This is a genomic window from Bacillus sp. PAMC28748 (assembly GCF_014250415.1).
Classification (GTDB): Bacteria; Bacillota; Bacilli; order Bacillales; family Bacillaceae; genus Bacillus; species Bacillus licheniformis.
The window spans coordinates 2,404,646-2,425,851 of the sequence record NZ_CP060192.1; the positions used below are offsets into that span (position 1 = coordinate 2,404,646).

Genomic DNA, 21,206 nt, shown 5'->3' on the forward strand with positions numbered 1-21,206 from the left:
ATTTATTTAAAAGATTAATAAGAAAAACTAATCGTTTATTTTTGAACATAACAGATCGAATATATGAATACATTAAATTAGATTGATCATAAATAGAGGTGAACCGATATGAAACATCCCAAGGAATCATTCACCAAAGTCAAATCGTATTGCCCGTTTCACAGCGCCTTTGATCCGTGTCCGCCGATCGGCAAAAGATACTACAGAACCCCTCCAAATCTATATCTAGGTTTTCAGCCCCGCGGCCTTCCGCAGTTTTCCCCGATGGAGGCGCTGCAAAAAGGGACGCTTTGGCCCGTATTTTACGATCATTATGAAAATCCGTATGAAGATGGGAGGTAAGGAGGGTGACGAACTCTTTACCGCAAGACTATTATAAAAGGCTTCATGAAATTCAGGCTGTTGATTTTGTCATCGTTGAGCTGATGCTATACCTTGACACACATCCCGATGATACCGATGCCATCAAACAATACAACCAGTATGCCGGATTTTCCAGAAAACTGAAAGCGAAGTTTGAATCAAAATACGGCCCTTTGATTCAAGGAAGCCCGGATCAGACGGAATCCTATTGGAGCTGGAAAAGAAGTCCTTGGCCATGGCAAGTTTAATAGAGGAAGGGAGTCAGGTTCATGTGGCTTTATGAGAAAAAACTGCAGTATCCTGTTAGGGTGAGAGAATGCAATCCGAGACTTGCCAAATTTTTGATTGAGCAATACGGCGGAGCGGACGGCGAATTGGCTGCGGCGCTTCGCTATTTGAACCAGCGCTACAGCATACCCGATAAAGTCGTCGGACTGCTGACGGACATCGGTACGGAAGAGTTTGCTCACCTTGAAATGATTGCCACGATGGTATATAAATTAACAAAAGACGCGACGCCCGAGCAGATGAAGGAAGCCGGGCTCGGCGATCATTACGCAGACCATGACAAAGCCCTGTTTTATCATAACGCTGCCGGCGTTCCGTTCACCGCTACATACATCCAGGCAAAAGGCGATCCGATTGCCGATTTATATGAAGATATAGCGGCTGAAGAAAAAGCGAGGGCTACGTATCAATGGCTGATTGACATGTCGGATGATCCGGATTTAAATGACGGGCTGGCGTTTTTACGGGAAAGGGAAATCGTTCATTCACAGCGCTTCCGCGAAGCTGTCGAAATTTTGAAGGAAGAGCGCGACCGTAAAAAAGTGTTTTAAACAGCAAAAAGCCGAAAATACGACCGTATTTTCGGCTTTTTATTTACTGCACCGGGCTCGCAAGCAGTTCTGCTGCGCGGTCGCGCAGCACATATTTTTGAACTTTTCCGGATGCGGTCAGCGGGTATTCGTCGATCAGAAATACGTACTCCGGAATTTTATAATACGAAAGCTGTCCTTTGCAAAAATCTCTGACGTCTTCGAGCGTCAGCTTTTTGCCCGGCCTGCATTTAATAAAGGCAGCCGTTTTTTCCCCGTACTTTTCATCCGGAACGCCGACAACCTGTACATCGACAATATCCTCATGTTCATAAAGGAATTCCTCTATTTCACGCGGGTAAATGTTTTCCCCGCCGCGGACGATCATATCTTTTAAGCGCCCGGTAATCCTCACGTATCCGTCCCGGTCCATTTCTGCCAAATCTCCGGTATGGAGCCAGCCGTCTTCATCGATGGCCTTTTTTGTGGCTTCATCCATTTTATAGTAGCCTTTCATGACGAGGTATCCTCTTGTGCACAGTTCGCCCTGCTCATCCGGGCCGAGCGTTTCCCCGGTGTCAGGATCGACGATTTTCATTTCTACATGCGGATGCACTTTTCCGACGGTCTCGACGCGGCGTTCGATCGTGTCGGTGACGGTTGTCTGCGTAATCACGGGTGAAGACTCCGTCTGTCCGTATGCGATTGTGATATCCGTCATATTCATTTGCTTCATCACTTTTTTCATGACTTCTCTAGGGCACGGGGAGCCTGCCATGATCCCGGTCCGCAGAGAAGAGAGGTCATAGTTTGCGAAATCGGGGTGGGTGAGCTCGGCGATAAACATTGTCGGTACACCCTGCAGCCCTGTACATCTTTCTTTTTCGACCGTTTGCAGGACGATGTCCGGCTTGAATTCGATGATTGGCAGCATGGCCGCGCCTGACGCGACGCAGGCAAGCGTGCTTAACACACAGCCGAAGCAATGAAAAAGAGGAACCGGGATGCACAGCCTGTCTTCGCTCGTCAGCCCCATTCTGTCGGCAACGATCGCCGCATTGTTGACGATATTGTAGTGAGTCAGCATAACACCTTTTGGAAAGCCGGTCGTTCCCGACGTATACTGCATATTAATCACATCATCGTGTGTGAGTGACTGCTCTCGTTCAAAAAGGTCGGCATCAGAGACCGTTTCGCCCATTTTAGCGATCTCGGCAAAAGCCGTCATATGTTCAGGGGTCTCGTTCTTGCCAAGGTAGACGAGATTTTTCAGCTTCGGCAGCTTTTCAGGATTTTTCATGATCTCATCGATCATATTGATATAGGATGTTCCTTTGTAGCCGTCCATCAGAAAGAGGGTGGTGGAATCGGAATGTTCCAATAAGTACTCGAGTTCTCTCGCCTGATAGCTCGTATTGACGGTGACGAGCACAGCGCCGATTCTTGCCGTAGCAAACTGGAGCAGAATCCATTCCGGAATATTGGATGCCCAGATGGCGACATGCTCCCCTTTTTGAATGCCGAGCGCGAGCAGCCCTTTTGCAATTTTAGAAGTTTCTTCAACAAGCTCCTGATACGAGTATCTTAAATCGAGCTCAGAATATACAACCGCTTCATGATTCGGAAACCGGCCGGCGGTTGATTTTAAAAGCCCGCCGATCGTTTGTTTTTTTAATGTAATCATAATGCCTCCTTGCCTCCCGAATAAAAACTGTTTCTATTATAGCACTTTGTTCTAGTACCAGGTACTATAAAGGACTAGTTTTTTTAACCGGGACACTGCTCGATATTGTGCAATCCCCCCGAGAGCCATGATCCCTGCAATGGCAAGAAAAAGCGCTGCCCCGCCGAACTTGATGAAGATCATCCCGCCTAAAAAAGGTCCAATTGTCCGGGAAATATCCCAATGCGGGCCGAAAAATGCAAAATATCCGCCCCGTATATGATTGGGAGCAAGGCGCGAGACAAAGGTTTGCATGTGATTCAGAAGCATGCTTTCTGCCGCCGTAAATAAAACCGCAGTCGAAAGCAGCCAAAAGATCGATGAAGAAAAAGCGAAACCAATCGCTGCCACAGCGTAGCATACGTATGATATGGAAACGATCGTTTTGATGTTCAGTCCTTCCGTCCATTTGACGAGCGGAATTTGCATCGTAATGCTAAGAAGGGCGCGGCACACTGTATAAACAGTCAAGGTGAATAGGAAATCGTCAAAAAGAGTTTCGAGATAAAGGCGGTAGTTGGACTCCAGCTGAGCATAGAACAGGCTGACGGGAACCGACAAGAATTCAAGGGCAGAACAGGACGGTGTTGAAGTAATACCTTTTTTGCGGAAAGAAGATTTTCCCTCTCGAAAAGCTCCTATTGCTTTTTTGACTGCCAGTTCCGCTCTATCAAAACAATATACGCGTCAAAGCGGGGGTAGCTATTCAAGGCATTGTGCTGAATGAAGAAGGGTGGATTCTTTTTACGGCGTCTGGTACAAAAAAGAGGCTCTACTTTAAGAGCCCCTCCATTGTGTCTCTTAATGACCGGAATGTCCTCCATCCGCAGACTTAATTTCCAATATGCCATCAAGAACGCCTTGCGTCCGAAATGAAATCTCATTTTCTGACCCGAGAATGAATGCATGGTTGTATGGGCCGTCCTGCGGCCTGTCATGAAATGAAGGCTCGATCTCGGACAGATAGCTGTATAGTGTGCTGTCTGCCTGTCCATTTTTGAGTAAAAGCAGGGGAGCGTGTTTTCCCAAATGGGAAAATGGCGCTCCGGCAAGCGCAAGCTCGGGCGCAGCGGTTGATGCAAAGGACAGTCCGTGTCCCGGATCTGTGATGCCCCAGCCAAAGCCGGTGTTCTTATCCCTGAATTTCGCAAATGCAATCGAATTTGCGACAGGAGTGTCTCCGGAAATTCTTTTGACTGTTCCGTATTCCTTTAATGCATTCTCCGTTTTTTCCGAAACCGCTTTTTTAGGGCCGAGAATATAGATGTTTGCTTTGGCGTCCCTTTTCTTTAATGCTTCAGCCGTCTCTTCGGGAATGCCTTTTTTGTTCACGTACAGGATCGGCTCAGGCATGTGGGCGATCCAGTTTACAGCCGGGAGCGAATAAAGTTCTGCATCATCCTCGGATGATCCGATGATGACGCTTTTCGGATATTCACCGGCTGCCTCCGCGTATTCTTTGTCAATCTCTTTTGCCAGATCAGCCGCGTTCTTCCCTTTGAGCTCTTTTATTTTAAAAGTGTTCAAAGCTTGAAGCGCTTTTGAATCAAATTCTCCGACAGCCATGATTTGCGTCCCGTCTGAAGTGCCCGTCGGGTTCAAGCGTTTGATTTCATTCTGAATTTGCCCGGAGATTTTCCCTTTTTCCGCGATTAAAACAGGCCCGTTATTTGGATGATGGATCAAATCTGCTGATGCAAGAGCTGTCTGCCATGATCCGCCCGAAACTAGAATCACTGCGCCCGGCCTGTTTTGTTTATGAGTGGCCGGCCATATCGTTTGAGAGGTTTTGATGCTCATGTCTTCTGGTGTATTCGCGTCAAGCCTTGTCGAGTTCTTTGTGTTTTTCACCAGGAGCCCCTCTTCGGCCCGCTTATTGAAATCACTCGGAAGAGAATCAGCGTCTTTTTCTTTCATCTCCGAATGATCCTTTGTATGATGCTCCTCATGTCCGCCAGTGTTTCCCGAGCCGGAATTTTGGCATGCCGCAAGCGGAAGCGCGAAAACAAGCATGACAAAAAGTAAACCGAATCTCAATTTCATTGTGTTTTCCCCCTTTTTGGTTCAGATTACTGAGTAGTATACCCGGGAAATGTGCAAAACTGGTGCAGACATCTCGACATTGTTACACATCGGAAGGCAGCGTGATGATAAATTCGCTTCCTTTCGGGGTTCTGTTTTTCGCTGCAATCTGACCGCCATGAAGCTCGACGATTTCTTTCACGATGGCCAGACCCAGCCCGGTACCGCCGGTTTGTCTGGACCTCGATTTATCGATCCGGTAAAAGCGCTCAAATATATAATCCCGTTCTTCTTCCGGAATGCCGCAGCCTTCATCCGCTACCGTAATCTTGACCTGGTCCTCCAATTTTGATGCGGTGACGGCCGCTGTTGATTCAGGATCGGAGTATTGGCGGGCGTTGTTCAGCAAATTTGAGATCACTTGTGAAAAGCGGACCTCGTCGACTGTGACATAAAGATCCGTCGGGATGTCGAACGAAACGCTGATTCGCTTTTCCGAAAAAGCGACCGCCGCTTTCTGAATTTCTTTTTTCACGAATGTGTAAAGGTGAACTTGTTTCTTATTGATTTGAAATCCGGGCTGTTTCAGTTTTGTCAGCAAAAATAAATCGTCAACAAGGGTGTTTAAATTGTCCGCTTCCTCTTTGATGATCGACAAGTACTGATTTCTGGCTTGCGGTTCGAGCTTATCTCTCATCGCGACATCTGTGTAGCCTTTTATATATGTGATCGGAGTCCGCAGCTCATGGGCGACGCTTGACAGAAAATCGTTTCGCTCTTTTTGAAGCCTGCTGAGATTTGAGGAAAGGCTTTCGATTGATGCGGCGAGCTCTCCGAGTTCATCATTCCTTTTGATATCAAGCGGAATCGAAGCCTGACCGTTTTTGATGCTTTCGGTTGCCTCCTTCAGTTTAATAATCGGCTTCGCTAAAACACGGCTGTACCAAAGAATAGCTGCGACCGTTAAGACGCCGGTTAAGCCGAAGCTGAGGAAAAACCGCTTCGTAATGCTTGCCACCAAGGCTTTTATCGAGGAGGTCTCCAAATACATGAAGACGTAGCCGGCCGTTTCCCGTCCGTTCATGATCGGACTGATCGTACAAATGTACTTTGATGTATTCCAATGGGAAGATAAAGCGGTCCCGTTCCTCGGGATGTTCTGTTCTTCGAAATGAAGGTGTTCCGTCATGTCTCCCGGGGCAGACTGCGCCAATACGCGTCTGTTTTGGTCCGTGATGATCACGTTTGTCCGGGCTTCAGTCTCCATCAGGGTGACGTGGTCTATCGTCCTTTTGTCAAAATGCTTTTCGAGGACGTCTCTGTGGCTGTTGCCTCTTAGTTGAAGCGCGCTTATTTCTTCGTTTATTCTCGTGTTGACAATCGTTGTATACAGCGCGGCAAAAAGGACGGCTTCGATGAAAAGGATTAAAACGAAAAATGAACCTGCGAGCTTAAATGAAATCTTTTTCATGCTCCGGTTCCTTTGCTTGTCCATTTGTAGCCGACGCCGTAGACGGTCCGGAGATGGTCTTCAACCGGAAAGCCCGCTTTTTTCAATCGGTGCCGCAAATTTCTCATGTGCGAATCGATGGTGCGGGGCTCGATATCAGAGTTGAATCCCCAGATGTTCTCAATCAATTGGTCTCTCGAAAGCACTTGATCCATATGGTCTAAGAGTGTTCCAAGCAGATCGAATTCACTTGGCGTAATGCTGATTTCACGGTGATTGACATGCAGGGTATGATGCTGTTTATTCCAGATTAAACCGCGGAACCTGATTTCATGAAATCGGCGGGTTCTGCGCAGGACGGCTTCTATTTTGGCAAGCAGCACTTTTTCGCTGAACGGCTTTGTTAAATAATCGTCTGCACCGCAGTTCAGGCCTCGTACAATATCATCCTGCCCGTTTTTTGCCGTCAGCATGATAACCGGAATGCTTGTCAATCTTCGGATCTCTTTGCAAACCGTCCATCCGTCCATTTCAGGCATCATGATATCGAGGATGACAAGATCGAAATTGCGCATTTTTATTAAGTCCAGGGCTTCTTTTCCGGTGGCGGCTTTTGTGCACGAATAATGCTCTAAATAAAGCTCCAGCAGATCGAGCATCCGGTTTTCATCATCGACAAGCAGCACGTTCAATGTCTAGCACCTCTTTAGTCAAAATATAAGTCCGCTATTTTAAAAATATACCCTATAAGGGTATATTGATCAAGGCGGAACGAACTGAATCACCTCTTTGACAAGAAGTATAAAAACCAGACTGCATGGTTTTGTTCGTCAGCTGCCGCCCGCTTGAACGCATCCCGTATCGCCCGGTCTTTGACATAGTCTGCGATGTCCAAATAAAAATCAACCGTTTCCTGCTCGTCTTTTAATGCGGACTCCAGCGCGTTCCAATACTGTTCCGGACAAGGCTCCGTAATGGAAATGTCAGGCTTTCGGCCGGCAAGAGACGTATAAAATGCCAGGAACGCATTAAAGTGGCGGATTTCGTCCTGTCTGATTTCTAAAATTTGCTGTTTTGCCTCAGCATCCGGGGCCTTTTGTGCGATTTTTTGGTAGCAGACGACCGCACTGTGCTCTCCGTTTACCGCTTTTTCTAGATCTTTGATCAGCCTGTTGTTTTGCCTGGCGGGATAGGCGGGATGATACGGCTGAACATACCACATGTTTTTCACCTCAATATCTTATATTTTGCCGTCCTGTCATTATATGTAAGTCGAAGCTTGCATGTGCCTACTGGAAGGGCGCATCTCGGACATGTGGCAAAATGGTGTGGGGAGAGCGCAATCTATTTTAAAAAAATGAAGTTTGACGTAAAATGGTTGTTAGTGCCGAATGGTGACATACATATCAAAATGGAGTGAGACTATTGAAAAAGGTAATATTGACGGCCGTGGCTTTATTGGTGTCGGTTGTTTTGTTCGCCGGCTGCCAGGCGGAAAAAGGGGGATCAGCCAAGGGGAAGTCTGAAAAAGTTCAAATTACGGTTTCCGCGGCTGCGAGTCTCAAAGATGTATTAGCGGAACTTTCCTCCGTATATGAGAAAGATCATCCGAATGTCTCCATAAAGTTTAATTTTGGTTCATCGGGTGCATTGCAGCAGCAGATCGAACAGGGCGCTCCGGCCGACTTGTTTTTTTCTGCCGCCGAGGACAAATTTAATAGAGTAGTTAATCAGGGGTTAATTGACAAAAAAGACACTGTCAAGCTGGTCGAAAACAGTCTGGTGCTGATCGTTCCGAAAGGGAAAAATCAGCATGTCAACAGCTTCAAAGATTTGGCGGAGGGCAAAATCGAAAAACTTGCGGTCGGCAAACCCGAATCAGTGCCAGCCGGAAAATACGCAAAAGAAACGTTGACGAACCTTGACGTATGGTCTAAAGTGCAATCTAAAATCGTCTACTGCAAAGATGTAAGGCAGGTCCTTTCTTATATCGAAACAGGCAACGCGGATGCCGGAATCGTTTACCGGACGGACGCCCTTTCATCAGATCAGGTCGAGACTGTCGAGACGGCGAAAAGCGATCTGCATACACCGATTGTCTACCCGCTCGGAATTGTAAAAAATACAAAGCACAGGGAACAGTCTGAGGAATTTTATCAATTCCTGCAAAGCGACCAAGCCGTTAAGGCAATGGAAAAGTACGGATTTAAGAAGGGCTGACCGCCGTTATGCTTGAGGAATTCTTTTCCCCGATTGAAATTTCAATTCAAGTATCAGTCGCAGCGGGCATCATCGCAGTTTTGCTTGGAACTGCTGCAGCGAGGCTCCTGGCGAACAGAAACTTTAAAGGCAAGTCTGTTATCGAGACGGTAATGATGCTGCCGCTCGTTCTGCCGCCGACCGTTGTCGGATTCTTTTTAATCGTGATCTTCGGAAGGCAGAGCGTGATCGGACGCTTGATAGAAAACGTATTTCAAGCACCGGTTATTTTTACCTGGTGGGCAGCCGTGATCGCCGCTGCGGTTGTCGCGTTCCCGTTAATGTATCAGTCAGCAAAATCAGGATTTTCGGCTGTCGACCGCGATATCGAGGATGCCGCGAGGGTTGATGGAGCAAGCGAGTGGAGGGTGTTCCTCTTTGTCACCGTTCCCCTCGCATCAAATGGAATCATGACGGGGATTGTGCTCAGCTTTGCGAGGGCGCTTGGCGAGTTTGGCGCAACGCTGATGTTTGCGGGTATCATCCCGGGGGTGACGCAGACGGTGCCTACGGCGATATACTTGGCGATCGATTCGGGAAATATGACGCTGGCATGGATGTGGGTCGCCTCTATCGCGATCATCTCGTTTTTGATGCTGTTTTTTGTGCAGTTCAAGCAAAAATAGCCGTATGGGGTGCAAGTGCTCATACGGTTTTTTCCCAGTTTTGGAGAATGGTTATTTTGCAGATGTTTCGATAGAATAAAGAGTAAGAAACAGAAAGGAGACGAGCTTAGTGGGAGCAGTATTTTTATCAGGCAGATCCGGGAGTGGGAAAACGACCTTTATCCTGAATGAAATCAGAGAAAAACTTCGCGATGAACCGCTCGGAAAACCGATCATTTTTCTAGTCCCGGATCAAATGACGTTTTTAATGGAATACGAGCTTAGCAAAACACCCGATTTGGGCGGAACTATCCGCGCCCAAGTGTACAGTTTTTCAAGGCTTGCCTGGCGAGTGCTCCAGCATACCGGAGGCATGAATCGGCCGTTTTTGACGGGGACGGGCATTCAGATGCTGCTGCGGAGACTGATTGAAGAGCATAAGGGCGAGTTTAAAGTCTATCAAAACGCAAGCGATAAAAGCGGATTTACGGAGCAGGTGGAACGGATGCTGACCGAATTTAAACGGCATTGTCTGCAGCCTGAAAGCATCCGGGACATGATAGAGGGGACGGGCAAATCGGAATACGAAGATGAACGGATCCTTTCCGATAAATTGCACGACTTATATATTTTATACAGCAAGCTTGAGGAAAATCTGGAGAATCAATATGTTCAATCTGAGGATTATTTGACGCTTTTGGCCGAGCAGATTCCGTATGCGGATGAGATTAGAAACGCTGCCGTTTACGTGGACGGATTTCACCAATTTACGCCACAGGAGATGAACGTGCTGGAACAGCTGATGGTACATGCCGAAGAGATCACGTTTTCGCTGACGGCGGATAAGCCGTTTACGGCAAACAGCCCGAATGATCTCCATCTGTTCAGGATGACCGGGAAGGCGTACTATGACCTTTACCAAAAGGCGAAGGAACTCGGCCTTGATCCGTCTGAAGTGCGGCTGGAAGAAACGAAACGGCACCGGCATCATCCGGAGCTTCAGCATCTTGAACGCTATTTTGATGAACGTCCTGCAAAACCGTATCCCGGACAGACGGAATCGCTCCGCATCATGCAGGCGTCGAACAGAAGAACCGAGATTGAAGGAATTGCGCGCGAGATTCATTCTTTAATCCGCCAGGGCCGGTTCCGGCTTAGGGATATTGCTGTCATCGCCCGCAATGTTGAAGATTATAAAGATACGATAAAAGAAGTTTTTAAAGACTGCGAACTTCCTTTTTTCATAGACGGCAAGGAATCGATGCAAAATCATCCGCTCATTGAGCTGATCCGTTCGACGCTTGATATCATTAAAGGAAACTGGCGGTATGAAGCGGTGTTCCGCTGTGTCAAAACGGAACTTTTATTCCCGGAAGGACAGCCGAAGGAACGGCTGCGCGAACAGATTGACCAGCTTGAAAACTACTGTATTGCGTATGGCATTAAAGGAGACAGATGGACAAGCAAAGATCCGTTTGTTTACAGAAGGTACGCTTCACTGGATGAGGATTTTGCCAAGACAGACAAAGAGATTGAAACGGAAAATATGCTCAATGAACTAAAGGGCTGGATCGTTCCACCGATCCACAGGCTGCAGAAGCGCTTGAAAAAAGCTGAAACCGTCAGGGAAATGGCCGAAGCCGTTTACCTTTATCTTGAAGAAGCCGATGTTCCGATGAAGCTTGAACAGGAAAGGCGGCTGGCCGAAGAAAGCGGTAGGATTGCAGAGTCGCGCCAGCATGAGCAAGTATGGGATGCCGTTATTCAACTGTTGGACGAGTTTGTTGAAATGATGGGCACAGAGCGGATATCGTTTGCTTTATTTCAGCAAATGATTGAAACCGGCTTGGAGTCTTTGAAATTCGCGCTGATTCCGCCCGCTCTTGATCAAGTGTTTATCGGCAATATGGACCTTTCAAGGATGTACGGCACGAAATGCACATTTCTCATCGGTGTAAACGACGGTATACTTCCGGCGAGGCCTGCGGACGACGGCGTGCTTTCAGACGATGACCGGGAGTGGCTGAAACGAAACGGCGCACAGCTGGCTGCGACGGGTCGAGAGCAGCTCTTGGATGAGAATTTTCTGATCTACATGACGCTTTCCAGCCCGTCTGAAAAGCTCTATGTCTCCTATCCGATCGCAGATTCGGAAGGGAAGACGCTGCTTCCTTCAACAGTAGTGAAACGGCTGAATGAGCTGTTCCCGGACGGCGAAGAGAAGATGCTGATTCATGAACCCGAGCAGCTGGACGACGAAGCCCAGCTTGAATTTCTCGTGAATAAAGGCGCCGCCTTGAGCCATTTGGCAGGGCAGCTCGGCATTTGGACGAGGCAGTATGCGATCAGCGATGTATGGTGGAGTACATACAACTTTTTAATGAATGAGCCTGACCGCATCTTTTCTCAAAATATCCTGTCCAGCCTGTTTTTCAGAAACAAGGTCGAAAACTTGAACCGGCATGTGAGCCGCGATTTATATGGGGAGCACATTCAGGGAAGCGTGTCGCGGATGGAGACGTTCAAAGCCTGTCCGTTTTCCCATTTTGCTTCGCACGGTTTAAAGCTGAAGGAACGTCAATTTTTCAAGCTTGAAGCTCCGGATATCGGTCAGATGTTCCACTCGGCGCTGAAGCTGATTTCAGATCGGCTTCACGAGCTTAAACTGGATTGGCGCGACTTAACGAAAGCCCAATGCGAGACTTTGTCAAGCGATGCAGTTGAACGGCTCGCGCCAAAGCTGCAAAAAGAGATTTTGCTCAGTTCGAACCGTCATCATTACGTGAAGCAGAAGCTGCAAAAAATCATTGCCAGGGTATCGGGCATTTTAAGCGAGCATGCAAAAGCAAGCGGGTTTGCCCCCGTCGGCATCGAGCTCGGATTCGGGGGGAAAGGTCCGCTTCCTCCAATGCGTTTTACCTTGAAGAACGGCTGCACAATGGAGCTTGTCGGCCGGATCGACAGAGTGGATAAAGCGGAGAGCTCAAAAGGGCTGCTGCTTAGGATTGTCGACTATAAATCAAGCGATAAAGGCCTCGATTTGGCCGAGGTGTATTACGGCCTCGCCCTGCAAATGCTGACATATCTCGATTTGTCGATCACACATTCAACCGATTGGCTCGGCATGAAGGCATCCCCTGCAGGCGTGCTTTATTTTCATGTGCACGATCCGATGATCCAGGCTTCGGTGCCGCTCGGCCTTGATGAAATAGAAAAAGAGATTTTCAAAAAGTTCAAGATGAAAGGGCTGCTCTTGGGAGACCAGGAAGCGGTCAAGCTGATGGATACCACGCTGGAACAAGGCAGGTCGAACATGATCAGCGCAGGCTTGAAAAAAGACGGCTCGCTCCGTTCGGATTCTGACGTTATTGCAGAAGAGGATTTTCATGTATTAAGGCGCCATATCCGCCGGACATTTCAGAAGGCCGGCGAGGAGATCACAGACGGTAAAGTGTCGATCGAGCCTTACAAGCTAAAAGACCGGACACCGTGCACATATTGTTCGTACCGGTCATTCTGCCAGTTTGACGAATCGCTTGAGGAAAACGAATACCGGATATTAAAACCCGAAAAAGACAACGTGATTTTGGAGCGGCTGAAAAAGGAGGATGAGACAGATGGAGATTTCTAAACCGAAGGGCAGCAATTGGACTGATGACCAATGGAAGGCGATTGTCTCATCCGGCCGGGACATTTTAGTTGCGGCAGCGGCCGGCTCCGGAAAAACGGCCGTGCTGGTTGAGCGGATCATTCGGAAAATAACGGATCAGGAACATCCCGTAGATGTCGACAGGCTGCTTGTCGTCACCTTTACAAATGCATCTGCGGCTGAAATGAAGCACAGGATCGGCGAAGCGCTCGAAAAAGAGCTTGCCGAAAATCCGGGATCGCTTCATTTGCGCCGACAGCTTGCTTTATTAAACAAAGCGAGCATATCAACATTGCATTCATTCTGTCTTCAAGTCATCCGCAAATATTACTATTTGATCGATGTCGATCCGGCTTTCCGGATCGCCGATCAGACGGAAGGCGAGCTGCTCGGCGATGAGGTGCTGGATGAACTGTTTGAAGAAGAATACAAAAAAGGCAATCCTGCCTTTTTTGAACTTGTAGACAGATATACGACAGACCGTCATGACCTCGACCTGCAGCATCTTGTCAAGCGGGTCTACGAATTTTCCCGTTCGCATCCCGATCCGGAGGGCTGGCTTCACTCATTGGCTGAACTGTATGACGCGGCTTCGGATACGAAGGTTGAGGCTCTGCCGTTTTATTCTTACATTAAAGAAGACATCGCACTCGTTCTGGAAGGTATGCGGCAAAAGCTGACGCGCGCGCTTGATTTGACGAAGCAGCCCGGGGGGCCTGCTCCGCGCGCCGAAAATTTTCTCGATGATTTAGCGCAGATCGACAGGCTGATTCAGCAGCAGGATGATTTTTCGGCCCTGCATGAGCTTGTACCGACCGTTTCGTTTCAACGATTGAAGCCATGCAAAGGTGATGAGTACGATCCCAGATTGGTTGATGAGGCGGCAGACCTCCGCAACAGTGCGAAAAAGCAGCTTGAAAAGCTGAAAAGCGATTATTTTTCGCGAACTCCGGAGCAGCACCTTGAGAGCCTGAGGGAAATGAAGCCTGTCATTCAGACGCTTGTCCAGCTCGTGCTGGAGTATGGCAGGCGGTTTGCGGAAGCGAAAAAGGAAAAGGCGATCGTCGATTTTTCAGACCTTGAACACGACTGCCTTGCGATTTTATCCGTGAAAAATCCGGCGGGCGAGGCCGTGCCGAGCGAAGCGGCGAAGTTTTACCGCCATCAGTTCCACGAAGTGCTTGTTGATGAATACCAGGATACGAACCTGGTCCAGGAAGCGATTTTAAAGCTCGTCGCCAAAGAGGAGCATGAGGGGAACCTGTTTATGGTGGGCGATGTCAAGCAGTCGATTTACCGGTTCCGCCTGGCTGAGCCGCTTTTGTTCCTCTCGAAATATAAACGCTTTACAGACGATGGCTCGGGTTCCGGCCAGAAAATCGATTTAAATAAAAACTTCAGAAGCCGTTCAGATATTTTGGACAGCACGAACTTTTTATTCAAACAGCTCATGGGAGAAAAAGTCGGGGAAGTCGAGTATGACGAACAAGCCGAATTGAAGCTCGGCGCCTCTTATCCGCCGAACGAAGCGACAAAAACGGAGCTTCTGCTCATCGAAACCCCGAGCGGCGCGCCGGGTGAAGAGGCTGAAGAGCTTGAGGCGGTCCAGCTTGAAGCAAGAGCGATGGCCGGGCAAATCCGCAGGCTGATTACAGAAAAATTTCAAGTATATGATGCCAAAGCGAAAGCGTCGCGAAACATCCAGTACCGTGATATCGTGGTGCTTTTGCGGTCGATGCCTTGGGCGCCTCAAATTATGGACGAGTTTAAACAGCAGGGAATACCCGTATACGCGAACCTCTCAACTGGTTATTTTGAGGCGACAGAAGTATCGGTCACACTGTCTTTATTAAAAATCATCGATAATGCCTATCAGGACATCCCGCTTGCGTCCGTTCTCAGATCGCCTGTTGTGGGTCTTGATGAGAATGAGCTTTCCTTGATCAGAATCAAAGATAAAAAAGCGCCGTTTTACGAAGCCATGAAAGCGTACCTTGCTGCAGCAGACGGCGATGAGAGGCTCAGCGAAAAGCTTCGCCGCTTTGACGGTCTGCTCAAGAAGTGGAGAGCTTATGCGAAAAACCACTCTGTAGCAGAGCTGATCTGGGAAATCTACCGGGATACGAAGTATTTGGATTATGTCGGCGGAATGCCGGGCGGAAAACAGCGGCAGGCCAATTTGCGCGCGCTTTACGACAGGGCGAGATCCTATGAAGCGACATCATTCCGCGGCTTGTTCCGCTTTTTAAGATTTATTGAGCGGATGCAGGAGCGGGGCGATGACCTCGGAACGGCAAGGGCTCTAAGCGAACAGGAAGACGTTGTTCGGCTGATGACGATCCACTCAAGCAAAGGGCTTGAATTTCCTGTCGTATTTACCGCCGGTCTCGGACGGAATTTTAATATGATGGACTTGAACAAATCTTATCTGCTGGATAAAGAGCTCGGTTTTGGAACGAAGTTTATCCATCCGAAGTGGCGGATCAGCTATCCGACGCTGCCGCTTATCGCGATGAAGAAAAAACTCCGCCGCGAGCTTTTATCAGAGGAGCTGCGCGTCTTGTATGTCGCCCTTACCCGGGCCAAGGAAAAGCTGTACCTGGTCGGGACGGCGAAGGATAAAGAAAAGCTGCTTGCCGACTGGCGGACACAAGCGGCGGGGTCTGAGTGGCTGCTTCCGGATTATGAACGGTTTCAGGCGAAATCTTACCTGGATTTCATCGGACCTGCTTTGATGAGACACAGAGATATGGATGAATCCGGCGCGCCGCTGGTGATTGATGAGATCCGTGAACATCCGGCGCGCTTTCAGGTCAGCTGGCTGTCGGCCGCGGATCTTCAAGCAGAAGATATTGATCAGGCCGGTGAAGAAAGACACGGCCGGCTCTCCCAAATTCAAATGGGGCTTCCGATCGATGGTTCGTTTGAGTATGAGCAACAAGTCAGAGAAAGGCTGACATGGTCATATCCATACAAAGACGCCGCCAAAGTCCGAACAAAACAGTCTGTCTCAGAAATGAAAAGGCAGAAGGAGTATGAGGATGAGTACGGCGACCGCTCGCTGATTCGCCCAACCAAGGATGCTCTCCTGTTTAAACGGCCGTCCTTTATGATGGTTAAAGGCCTGACCGCTTCCGAACGGGGAACGGCGATGCACACCGTCATGCAGCATATTCCGCTGACCCGTGCGCTTGAAATGAATGAGCTCAGCCGCCTCCTAGACAGGCTTGTTGAGAAAGAGCTATTAACAGAAGACCAGCGGGCAGCGATTGAGGAAGACGATATTCTCGCATTCTTTGATACGGAAATCGGACAAAAGCTTCTCGGCGCCCGCCGCGTCGAACGGGAAGTTCCCTTTAACATGACGCTGTCCGCCAAAGAGGTTTATCCTGATCTTGAGTCAGCCGACGAACCTGTATTGATACAGGGAATTATCGATTGTTTATTCGAGACGGAGGACGGTTTTTACCTTCTTGATTACAAAACCGACCGGATACACGGAAAGTACCGAAACGGATTCGAAGGGGCCGAACCGATTTTAAGGAAGCGTTACGAAACACAAATTCAGCTTTATGCACGAGCCGTTGAAACGATGATTAAAATGCCGCTCAAAGGGCGTGCACTGTACTTTTTTGACGGAGGACATGTGCTCTTATTTTAATATGAAACCGGCGTCCCCCTGACGATTTCGGGGGGAGCTTTAATGAAAAGAGAGGTGAGGCACACATGCGAATTTTACATACAGCGGACTGGCATTTAGGAAAAACGCTTGAAGGGAGAAGCCGCCTGAAAGAACAGGCGGACTTTCTTGAAGAGCTCACAAGGATCGTAAAAGATGAAAAGATCGACGCCGTTATCATGGCCGGAGACGCATTTGACACAGTGAATCCGCCTGCACTGGCTGAACAGCTTTTTTATGAAAGCCTCTCCGCCTTGTCTGACAAAGGAAACCGTCCGGTCGTCGTGATTGCCGGCAACCATGATAATCCGGACCGCCTTTCCGCGGCCTCTCCGTTAACGACAGACCATGGCATCCACTTGATCGGGTACCCGAAGACTGAGCCAGTTGAAATAGAAGTCGCTTCTAGTGGGGAGATCCTGTCAGTCGCAGCGCTCGCCTATCCTTCCGAGTCCAGACTGAATGAAGTGCTGTCGGAAACATTTGACGAAAAACTGCTGCGCGACCAGTATGATGAGAAAATCAAGCAGACCTTTCAGCGTATGTGCGGCAAGGCGAGAAAGGATGCGGTGCAGATTGCGGCAAGCCATATTTATGTGGCGGGCGGCAGCCAGACGGATTCTGAGCGGCCGATCGAAGTCGGAGGCGCATATACGGTGGCTGCGGAAAGCCTGCCGGAAAACGCCGCCTATGTGGCGCTCGGGCATCTTCATCGCCCGCAGACGATCAAACGGGCCCGCACGCTTGCCAGATATTCAGGTTCACCGCTTGCCTACAGCTTTTCTGAAGCGGGATACGCAAAATCGGTCTCCATTGTCGAAGCCGCACCCGGTCAAACGGCATCATGGGAAGAGGTCCATTTGACGAGTGGAAAACCGCTCGTTAAATGGAAGGCGGAAAAAGGGATGTCCCAAGTATACAGCTGGCTGGAGGAAGAGCGGGACAAAAACGCGTGGATCGACCTTGAAATCCATCTGACAGACCAGCTGTCGATTGAAGAAATTCACCGTTTGAGAAAAGCGCATCAAGGCATCATCCATATTCGTCCGGTTTTTGAGGAAGCCGCCTCGGATGAAGAGAAGATCCGGTCCAGAAACGTTCCGATTGAAGAACGGTTTATAGCGTTTTATGAAAGACAAACCGGTGGAGCGGTTCCCGATGAGGAAACCGTCAAACTGTTTCTGGAGCTCGCCGCAGGATCGGAACAGGAAGAGGGTGATGAAACATGAAGCCGATTTCTCTGTCTATTAAGGGGCTGCACAGTTTCAGGCAGGAGCAGGTGATCGATTTTGAGCGCCTGTGCGATGCCGGTGTATTCGGTATCTTCGGGCCGACCGGAAGCGGCAAGTCGTCGATTCTTGACGCGATGACTCTCGCTTTGTACGGGAAGGTGGAGCGGGCCGCCAATAATACGCACGGTATTTTGAATCATGCCGAAGATGAGCTTGCCGTATCGTTTACGTTTAAGCTGCAGACAGGCCATGAGACGGCTTATAAAGTGGAACGGGTCTTTAAGCGGACAGATGCCGTCAAGGTCAAAACATCGATCTGCCGCTTCATTGAAATGAAAGAGGAACAAATCGTTCTGGCCGATAAAGCGAATGAAGTAAACCGGAAAATCGAAGAGCTGCTGGGCTTGACGATCGACGATTTTACAAGGGCAGTCGTCCTGCCGCAAGGTAAATTCGCCGAATTTCTTTCCTTAAAAGGAGCGGAGCGGCGGCAGATGCTTCAGCGCCTGTTCAACCTCGAACAATACGGGGACAGGCTCGTCAAAAAACTGAAGAAACAGGCACAAACAGCGCAGGCCAGAAAAAATGAGATGCTTGCCGAGCAGGCTGGATTGGGCGATGCGGGGGAAGAGGCGCTGAAACAGGCGGAACAGCATCTCGAAGAAGCTGAAAGCCTTTTGCAAAGCAAGAAGCGCGAACGAGACGCAGAAGCGCAGCGCTTTGCGGAGTATCAGGAGATTTGGAACCTGCAGCAGGAAAAAGAAAGCTATCTGAAAAAAGAGGCGGAGCTTTTAAAGAAACAGGAACAGATTCGGGAAAAAGAAAGCCGCCTGCACCTCGCCGAAACGGCAAATACGCTCAAGCCTTATGCAGACGCCTTGCTGGCAGCGCGGGAAGATGCCGAACGCGCACACCGGGAAGAAAAACAAGCGCGGGAACAATTAGAACAATATGAAGAGCTTCATAAAAAAACAGAACGCGAGTACGAGGATTTCAGGCGTCTTAAAAATGAAAAGGAACCGGAGCTTCTCAAGCAAGAAGAACAGCTCACCGCTTTGAAGGAAATTGAAAACAAGCGGCTAGCCGCACAGGCCGAGGCCGAGAAGAAGCAGCGCGAACAGCGTTTGAAAGAAGAGGAAATCAAGCATGCGGCAGACGAGCTGGCCAAGGTGAAAAGTCTGCTTGAACGCGGGACAGCCAAGCAGAATCAGCTGAAAGCGGAGCTGAAATCTGTCCAGGTATCTAGCGAAGAGCGTAAAAACTGCCGAAATGCCAATCAGCTTGCTTTTCACATTCAACAGCTTAACAACGATGCCGCTTTAGAAAAGGAACGGCTTGGTCAGCAGGAGACGCTGATTAAAGAGCTCCAGCAAGAACAGCAAGCGGTGGATCAAAAGGTAAAAGCTGAAACCGAACGCATCGAGGCATTGTTTGCCGCTGTCGAACGAGCGTACGCGCTCGTTTGCGAAACAGACAGATCGCTCTCTGAGACCATCCGTGTGGCATCTCAAAAAAAAGAAGAGATTGCGGCAAAACGGGAACAGGCAAACCGTGATCAGCTGGCAATCGAACTGGCAAAGCAGCTCAAAGACGGAGAGCCTTGTCCGGTCTGCGGATCTGTACATCATGAAATGCCCGCCCGCGTCGGCATAGAAAGCCTGTCCTTTAAAGAGGCGGATTCCGAACTGGAGAAAACGGAAGCCATCATCGCTGAAGCCGGTGCGCTGGCTCAGGAGTTTCTCTCGGCCAAAGTGGCACTCGAACAGCAATCCGACCACCTGGTGAGCGAATGCCCGTTTTTAGTCAAGAGCAAACATGAACTGCCTGAAACCGCTGCATCGATAGAAGAAGGCACCATTCCCGAACGGTACAACCGCATCAGCTTTGAATGGAAAGGAATCAGACAGGATCTCGCAGAGACAAAAAGCAGGATGTCCAAGCTCCTTCACACATATAAAGAGCTCTGCAAGAAACGCGACCAAATCAGCGAGCGACTCAGCCATGAAGAAAAGGAGCGTAACAGGCTTCAAAACCGCGTCGGCGAATTAAATGACCAGTTAAATGAACGCCGAAAAAGCTTCGGCGAACAATTCGACGGCCTCTCTTATGAACAGGCTGAAAAATGGCAAAAAACGATTGAAGAAAAAGATCTGGCCGCAGAGGAATTCGAAAAGCGTATCGAAACGAGCGTCGGCTTTCTCACAAAACATGAACAGCAAAAAGAGAAGCTCACCGAGCGCTTGTTTGCGCTTGATAAAGAAAAGCTCGACCTCCGCTATGCTGTCGAAAGCCTTAATAAAGAAATAAACGATTATCAAAAAGAGCTGATGGGCTATCCCGATACAGCTGCAATCGACAAAAAGCTTCAAGACGTGAAAACGCAATTGGCCAAGCTGCATGAGCAGGAACAGACGCTTTACGGACGGCTCAAAGAGACCGAATCCGAAGTCAGCCGTTTAAGAGGACAGACAAAAGGGTGTGAGCTCGCTTTGCGTGAAGCGGAAGCAAGGCTTGCGAAAGCGGCGGACATCTGGCAGGAAAAATCCGGAGGTACACCGTTTGAAAAGGCCTCTGAAGTGAAAGCGAGCATTTTAGACCGCGATGATCTTGCCCGGCTGAAAGAAGACATTCAAATGCATTGGGATCAGACAAAACAGTGCGAGTCCAATATCAAGCGGATTACGGAAAAGCTTGATGGGAGATCGGTTTCTGAGGAGAGTTGGGAAAAAGCCGCCGTCACGAAGGACAAAGCTGAGGAGGCATTCAGCAAAGCCTTGGAAGAAAGGGGCGCGGCCGGCAAAGCTCTCGCCGTCATCCGCGAGAACCATAAAAGGTTTAAGGAACTTGAAGCATCATTGGCTGAATGGCAGACATACATCGACCGTCTTGATAAACTCCAAGCCGTCTTTAAAGGAAACAGCTTTGTTGAATACTTGGCAGAAGAGCAGCTTGAAAGCGTCACAAGAGACGCATCTGCAAGACTCGGCGAACTGACAAGACAGAGGTATGCGATTGAAGTCGACTCAGAAGGCGGTTTTGTGATGAGGGACGATGCCAACGGCGGAGTCAAGCGCCCTGTTACGAGTCTGTCAGGTGGGGAGACGTTTCTGACTTCACTGGCGCTTGCGCTTGCACTTTCGGCACAGATCCAGCTTCGCGGAGAGTATCCGCTCCAATTCTTCTTTTTGGACGAAGGGTTTGGCACGCTTGATCAGGATTTGCTGGATACGGTCGTGACCGCATTGGAGAAGCTTCAGTCTGACAATCTGTCGGTCGGTGTGATCAGCCACGTTCAGGAACTTCGGGCCAGGCTGCCGAAGAAGCTGATTGTCCATCCGGCTGAACCGAGCGGCAAAGGCACAGCTGTATCGCTTGAAATGATTTAACCTGGTAACCAAAAAGCAGC

The 21,206-nt window shown here is 49.0% G+C and carries 15 protein-coding genes; 9 read left to right on the forward strand and 6 right to left on the reverse strand.

All coding sequences use genetic code 11. The features are described from left to right. Positions 1–108: 108 nt before the first annotated feature. Genes H7F26_RS12255 through H7F26_RS12265 form a run of 3 tightly spaced genes read left to right on the forward strand, consistent with a single transcriptional unit; the run spans position 109 to position 1,202 of the window. Positions 109–342 carry a spore coat associated protein CotJA gene (locus H7F26_RS12255; RefSeq protein ID WP_003180410.1) on the forward strand — a complete coding sequence of 78 codons (234 nt, stop codon included), beginning with the start codon at positions 109–111 and terminating at the stop codon, positions 340–342. Between the two features lie 5 nt (positions 343–347). After that, on the forward strand, positions 348–611 hold the full coding sequence (locus tag H7F26_RS12260) for a spore coat protein CotJB (protein ID WP_003180412.1): 264 nt from the start codon (positions 348–350) through the stop codon (positions 609–611). Between the two features lie 21 nt (positions 612–632). After that, positions 633–1,202 carry a manganese catalase family protein gene (locus tag H7F26_RS12265; protein ID WP_003180413.1) on the forward strand — a complete coding sequence of 190 codons (570 nt, stop codon included), beginning with the start codon at positions 633–635 and terminating at the stop codon, positions 1,200–1,202. A 43-nt stretch (positions 1,203–1,245) separates the two neighbouring features. Here the strand turns inward: H7F26_RS12265 and H7F26_RS12270 are convergent, their stop codons facing one another. The 6 genes from H7F26_RS12270 to H7F26_RS12295 all read right to left on the reverse strand — a co-directional run bounded on the left by H7F26_RS12270 (position 1,246) and on the right by H7F26_RS12295 (position 7,598). Continuing rightward, the gene (locus H7F26_RS12270) at positions 1,246–2,865 is read right to left on the reverse strand and encodes an AMP-binding protein (RefSeq protein ID WP_003180415.1); all 1,620 of its coding nucleotides are present in this window, start codon (positions 2,863–2,865) and stop codon (positions 1,246–1,248) included. Between the two features lie 51 nt (positions 2,866–2,916). After that, positions 2,917–3,375, reverse strand: a complete 459-nt coding sequence (locus H7F26_RS12275; RefSeq protein WP_323054475.1) for an MFS transporter — start codon at positions 3,373–3,375, stop codon at positions 2,917–2,919. 330 nt (positions 3,376–3,705) lie between these two features. Further along, on the reverse strand, positions 3,706–4,947 hold the full coding sequence (locus H7F26_RS12280; RefSeq protein ID WP_017474229.1) for a cell wall-binding repeat 2 family protein: 1,242 nt from the start codon (positions 4,945–4,947) through the stop codon (positions 3,706–3,708). Between the two features lie 82 nt (positions 4,948–5,029). Next, the gene (locus tag H7F26_RS12285; RefSeq protein ID WP_017474228.1) at positions 5,030–6,397 is read right to left on the reverse strand and encodes a sensor histidine kinase; all 1,368 of its coding nucleotides are present in this window, start codon (positions 6,395–6,397) and stop codon (positions 5,030–5,032) included. Further along, the gene (locus H7F26_RS12290; protein ID WP_044051832.1) at positions 6,394–7,035 is read right to left on the reverse strand and encodes a response regulator transcription factor; all 642 of its coding nucleotides are present in this window, start codon (positions 7,033–7,035) and stop codon (positions 6,394–6,396) included. Before H7F26_RS12290 ends, H7F26_RS12285 begins: the two co-directional genes overlap by 4 nt. A 122-nt stretch (positions 7,036–7,157) precedes the next feature. Next, positions 7,158–7,598, reverse strand: coding sequence for a ferritin-like domain-containing protein (locus H7F26_RS12295; protein WP_009328902.1), 441 nt, complete (start codon positions 7,596–7,598; stop codon positions 7,158–7,160). A gap of 203 nt (positions 7,599–7,801) precedes the next feature. Between H7F26_RS12295 and modA the strand changes: the two genes are divergently transcribed. The 6 genes from modA to sbcC all read left to right on the forward strand — a co-directional run bounded on the left by modA (position 7,802) and on the right by sbcC (position 21,186). Next, positions 7,802–8,596 (forward strand): molybdate ABC transporter substrate-binding protein, encoded by a 795-nt coding sequence (modA, locus tag H7F26_RS12300; protein WP_003180424.1) that lies wholly within the window; start codon positions 7,802–7,804, stop codon positions 8,594–8,596. Between the two features lie 8 nt (positions 8,597–8,604). Continuing rightward, the gene (modB, locus tag H7F26_RS12305; protein ID WP_003180426.1) at positions 8,605–9,261 is read left to right on the forward strand and encodes a molybdate ABC transporter permease subunit; all 657 of its coding nucleotides are present in this window, start codon (positions 8,605–8,607) and stop codon (positions 9,259–9,261) included. Between the two features lie 109 nt (positions 9,262–9,370). Continuing rightward, positions 9,371–12,871 carry a helicase-exonuclease AddAB subunit AddB gene (gene addB / locus H7F26_RS12310; RefSeq protein WP_185855183.1) on the forward strand — a complete coding sequence of 1,167 codons (3,501 nt, stop codon included), beginning with the start codon at positions 9,371–9,373 and terminating at the stop codon, positions 12,869–12,871. Next, entirely contained in the window at positions 12,858–16,550 is a 3,693-nt protein-coding gene (addA, locus tag H7F26_RS12315) for a helicase-exonuclease AddAB subunit AddA (RefSeq protein WP_003180429.1), read from the forward strand. Before addB ends, addA begins: the two co-directional genes overlap by 14 nt. Positions 16,551–16,615: 65 nt before the next feature. Further along, a complete protein-coding gene (sbcD, locus tag H7F26_RS12320; RefSeq protein ID WP_003180431.1) occupies positions 16,616–17,797 on the forward strand; it encodes an exonuclease subunit SbcD in 1,182 nt (393 codons plus the stop codon). Next, on the forward strand, positions 17,794–21,186 hold the full coding sequence (gene sbcC / locus H7F26_RS12325; protein WP_003180433.1) for an exonuclease subunit SbcC: 3,393 nt from the start codon (positions 17,794–17,796) through the stop codon (positions 21,184–21,186). The genes sbcD and sbcC overlap by 4 nt, the downstream gene beginning before the upstream one ends. Positions 21,187–21,206: the final 20 nt, after the last annotated feature.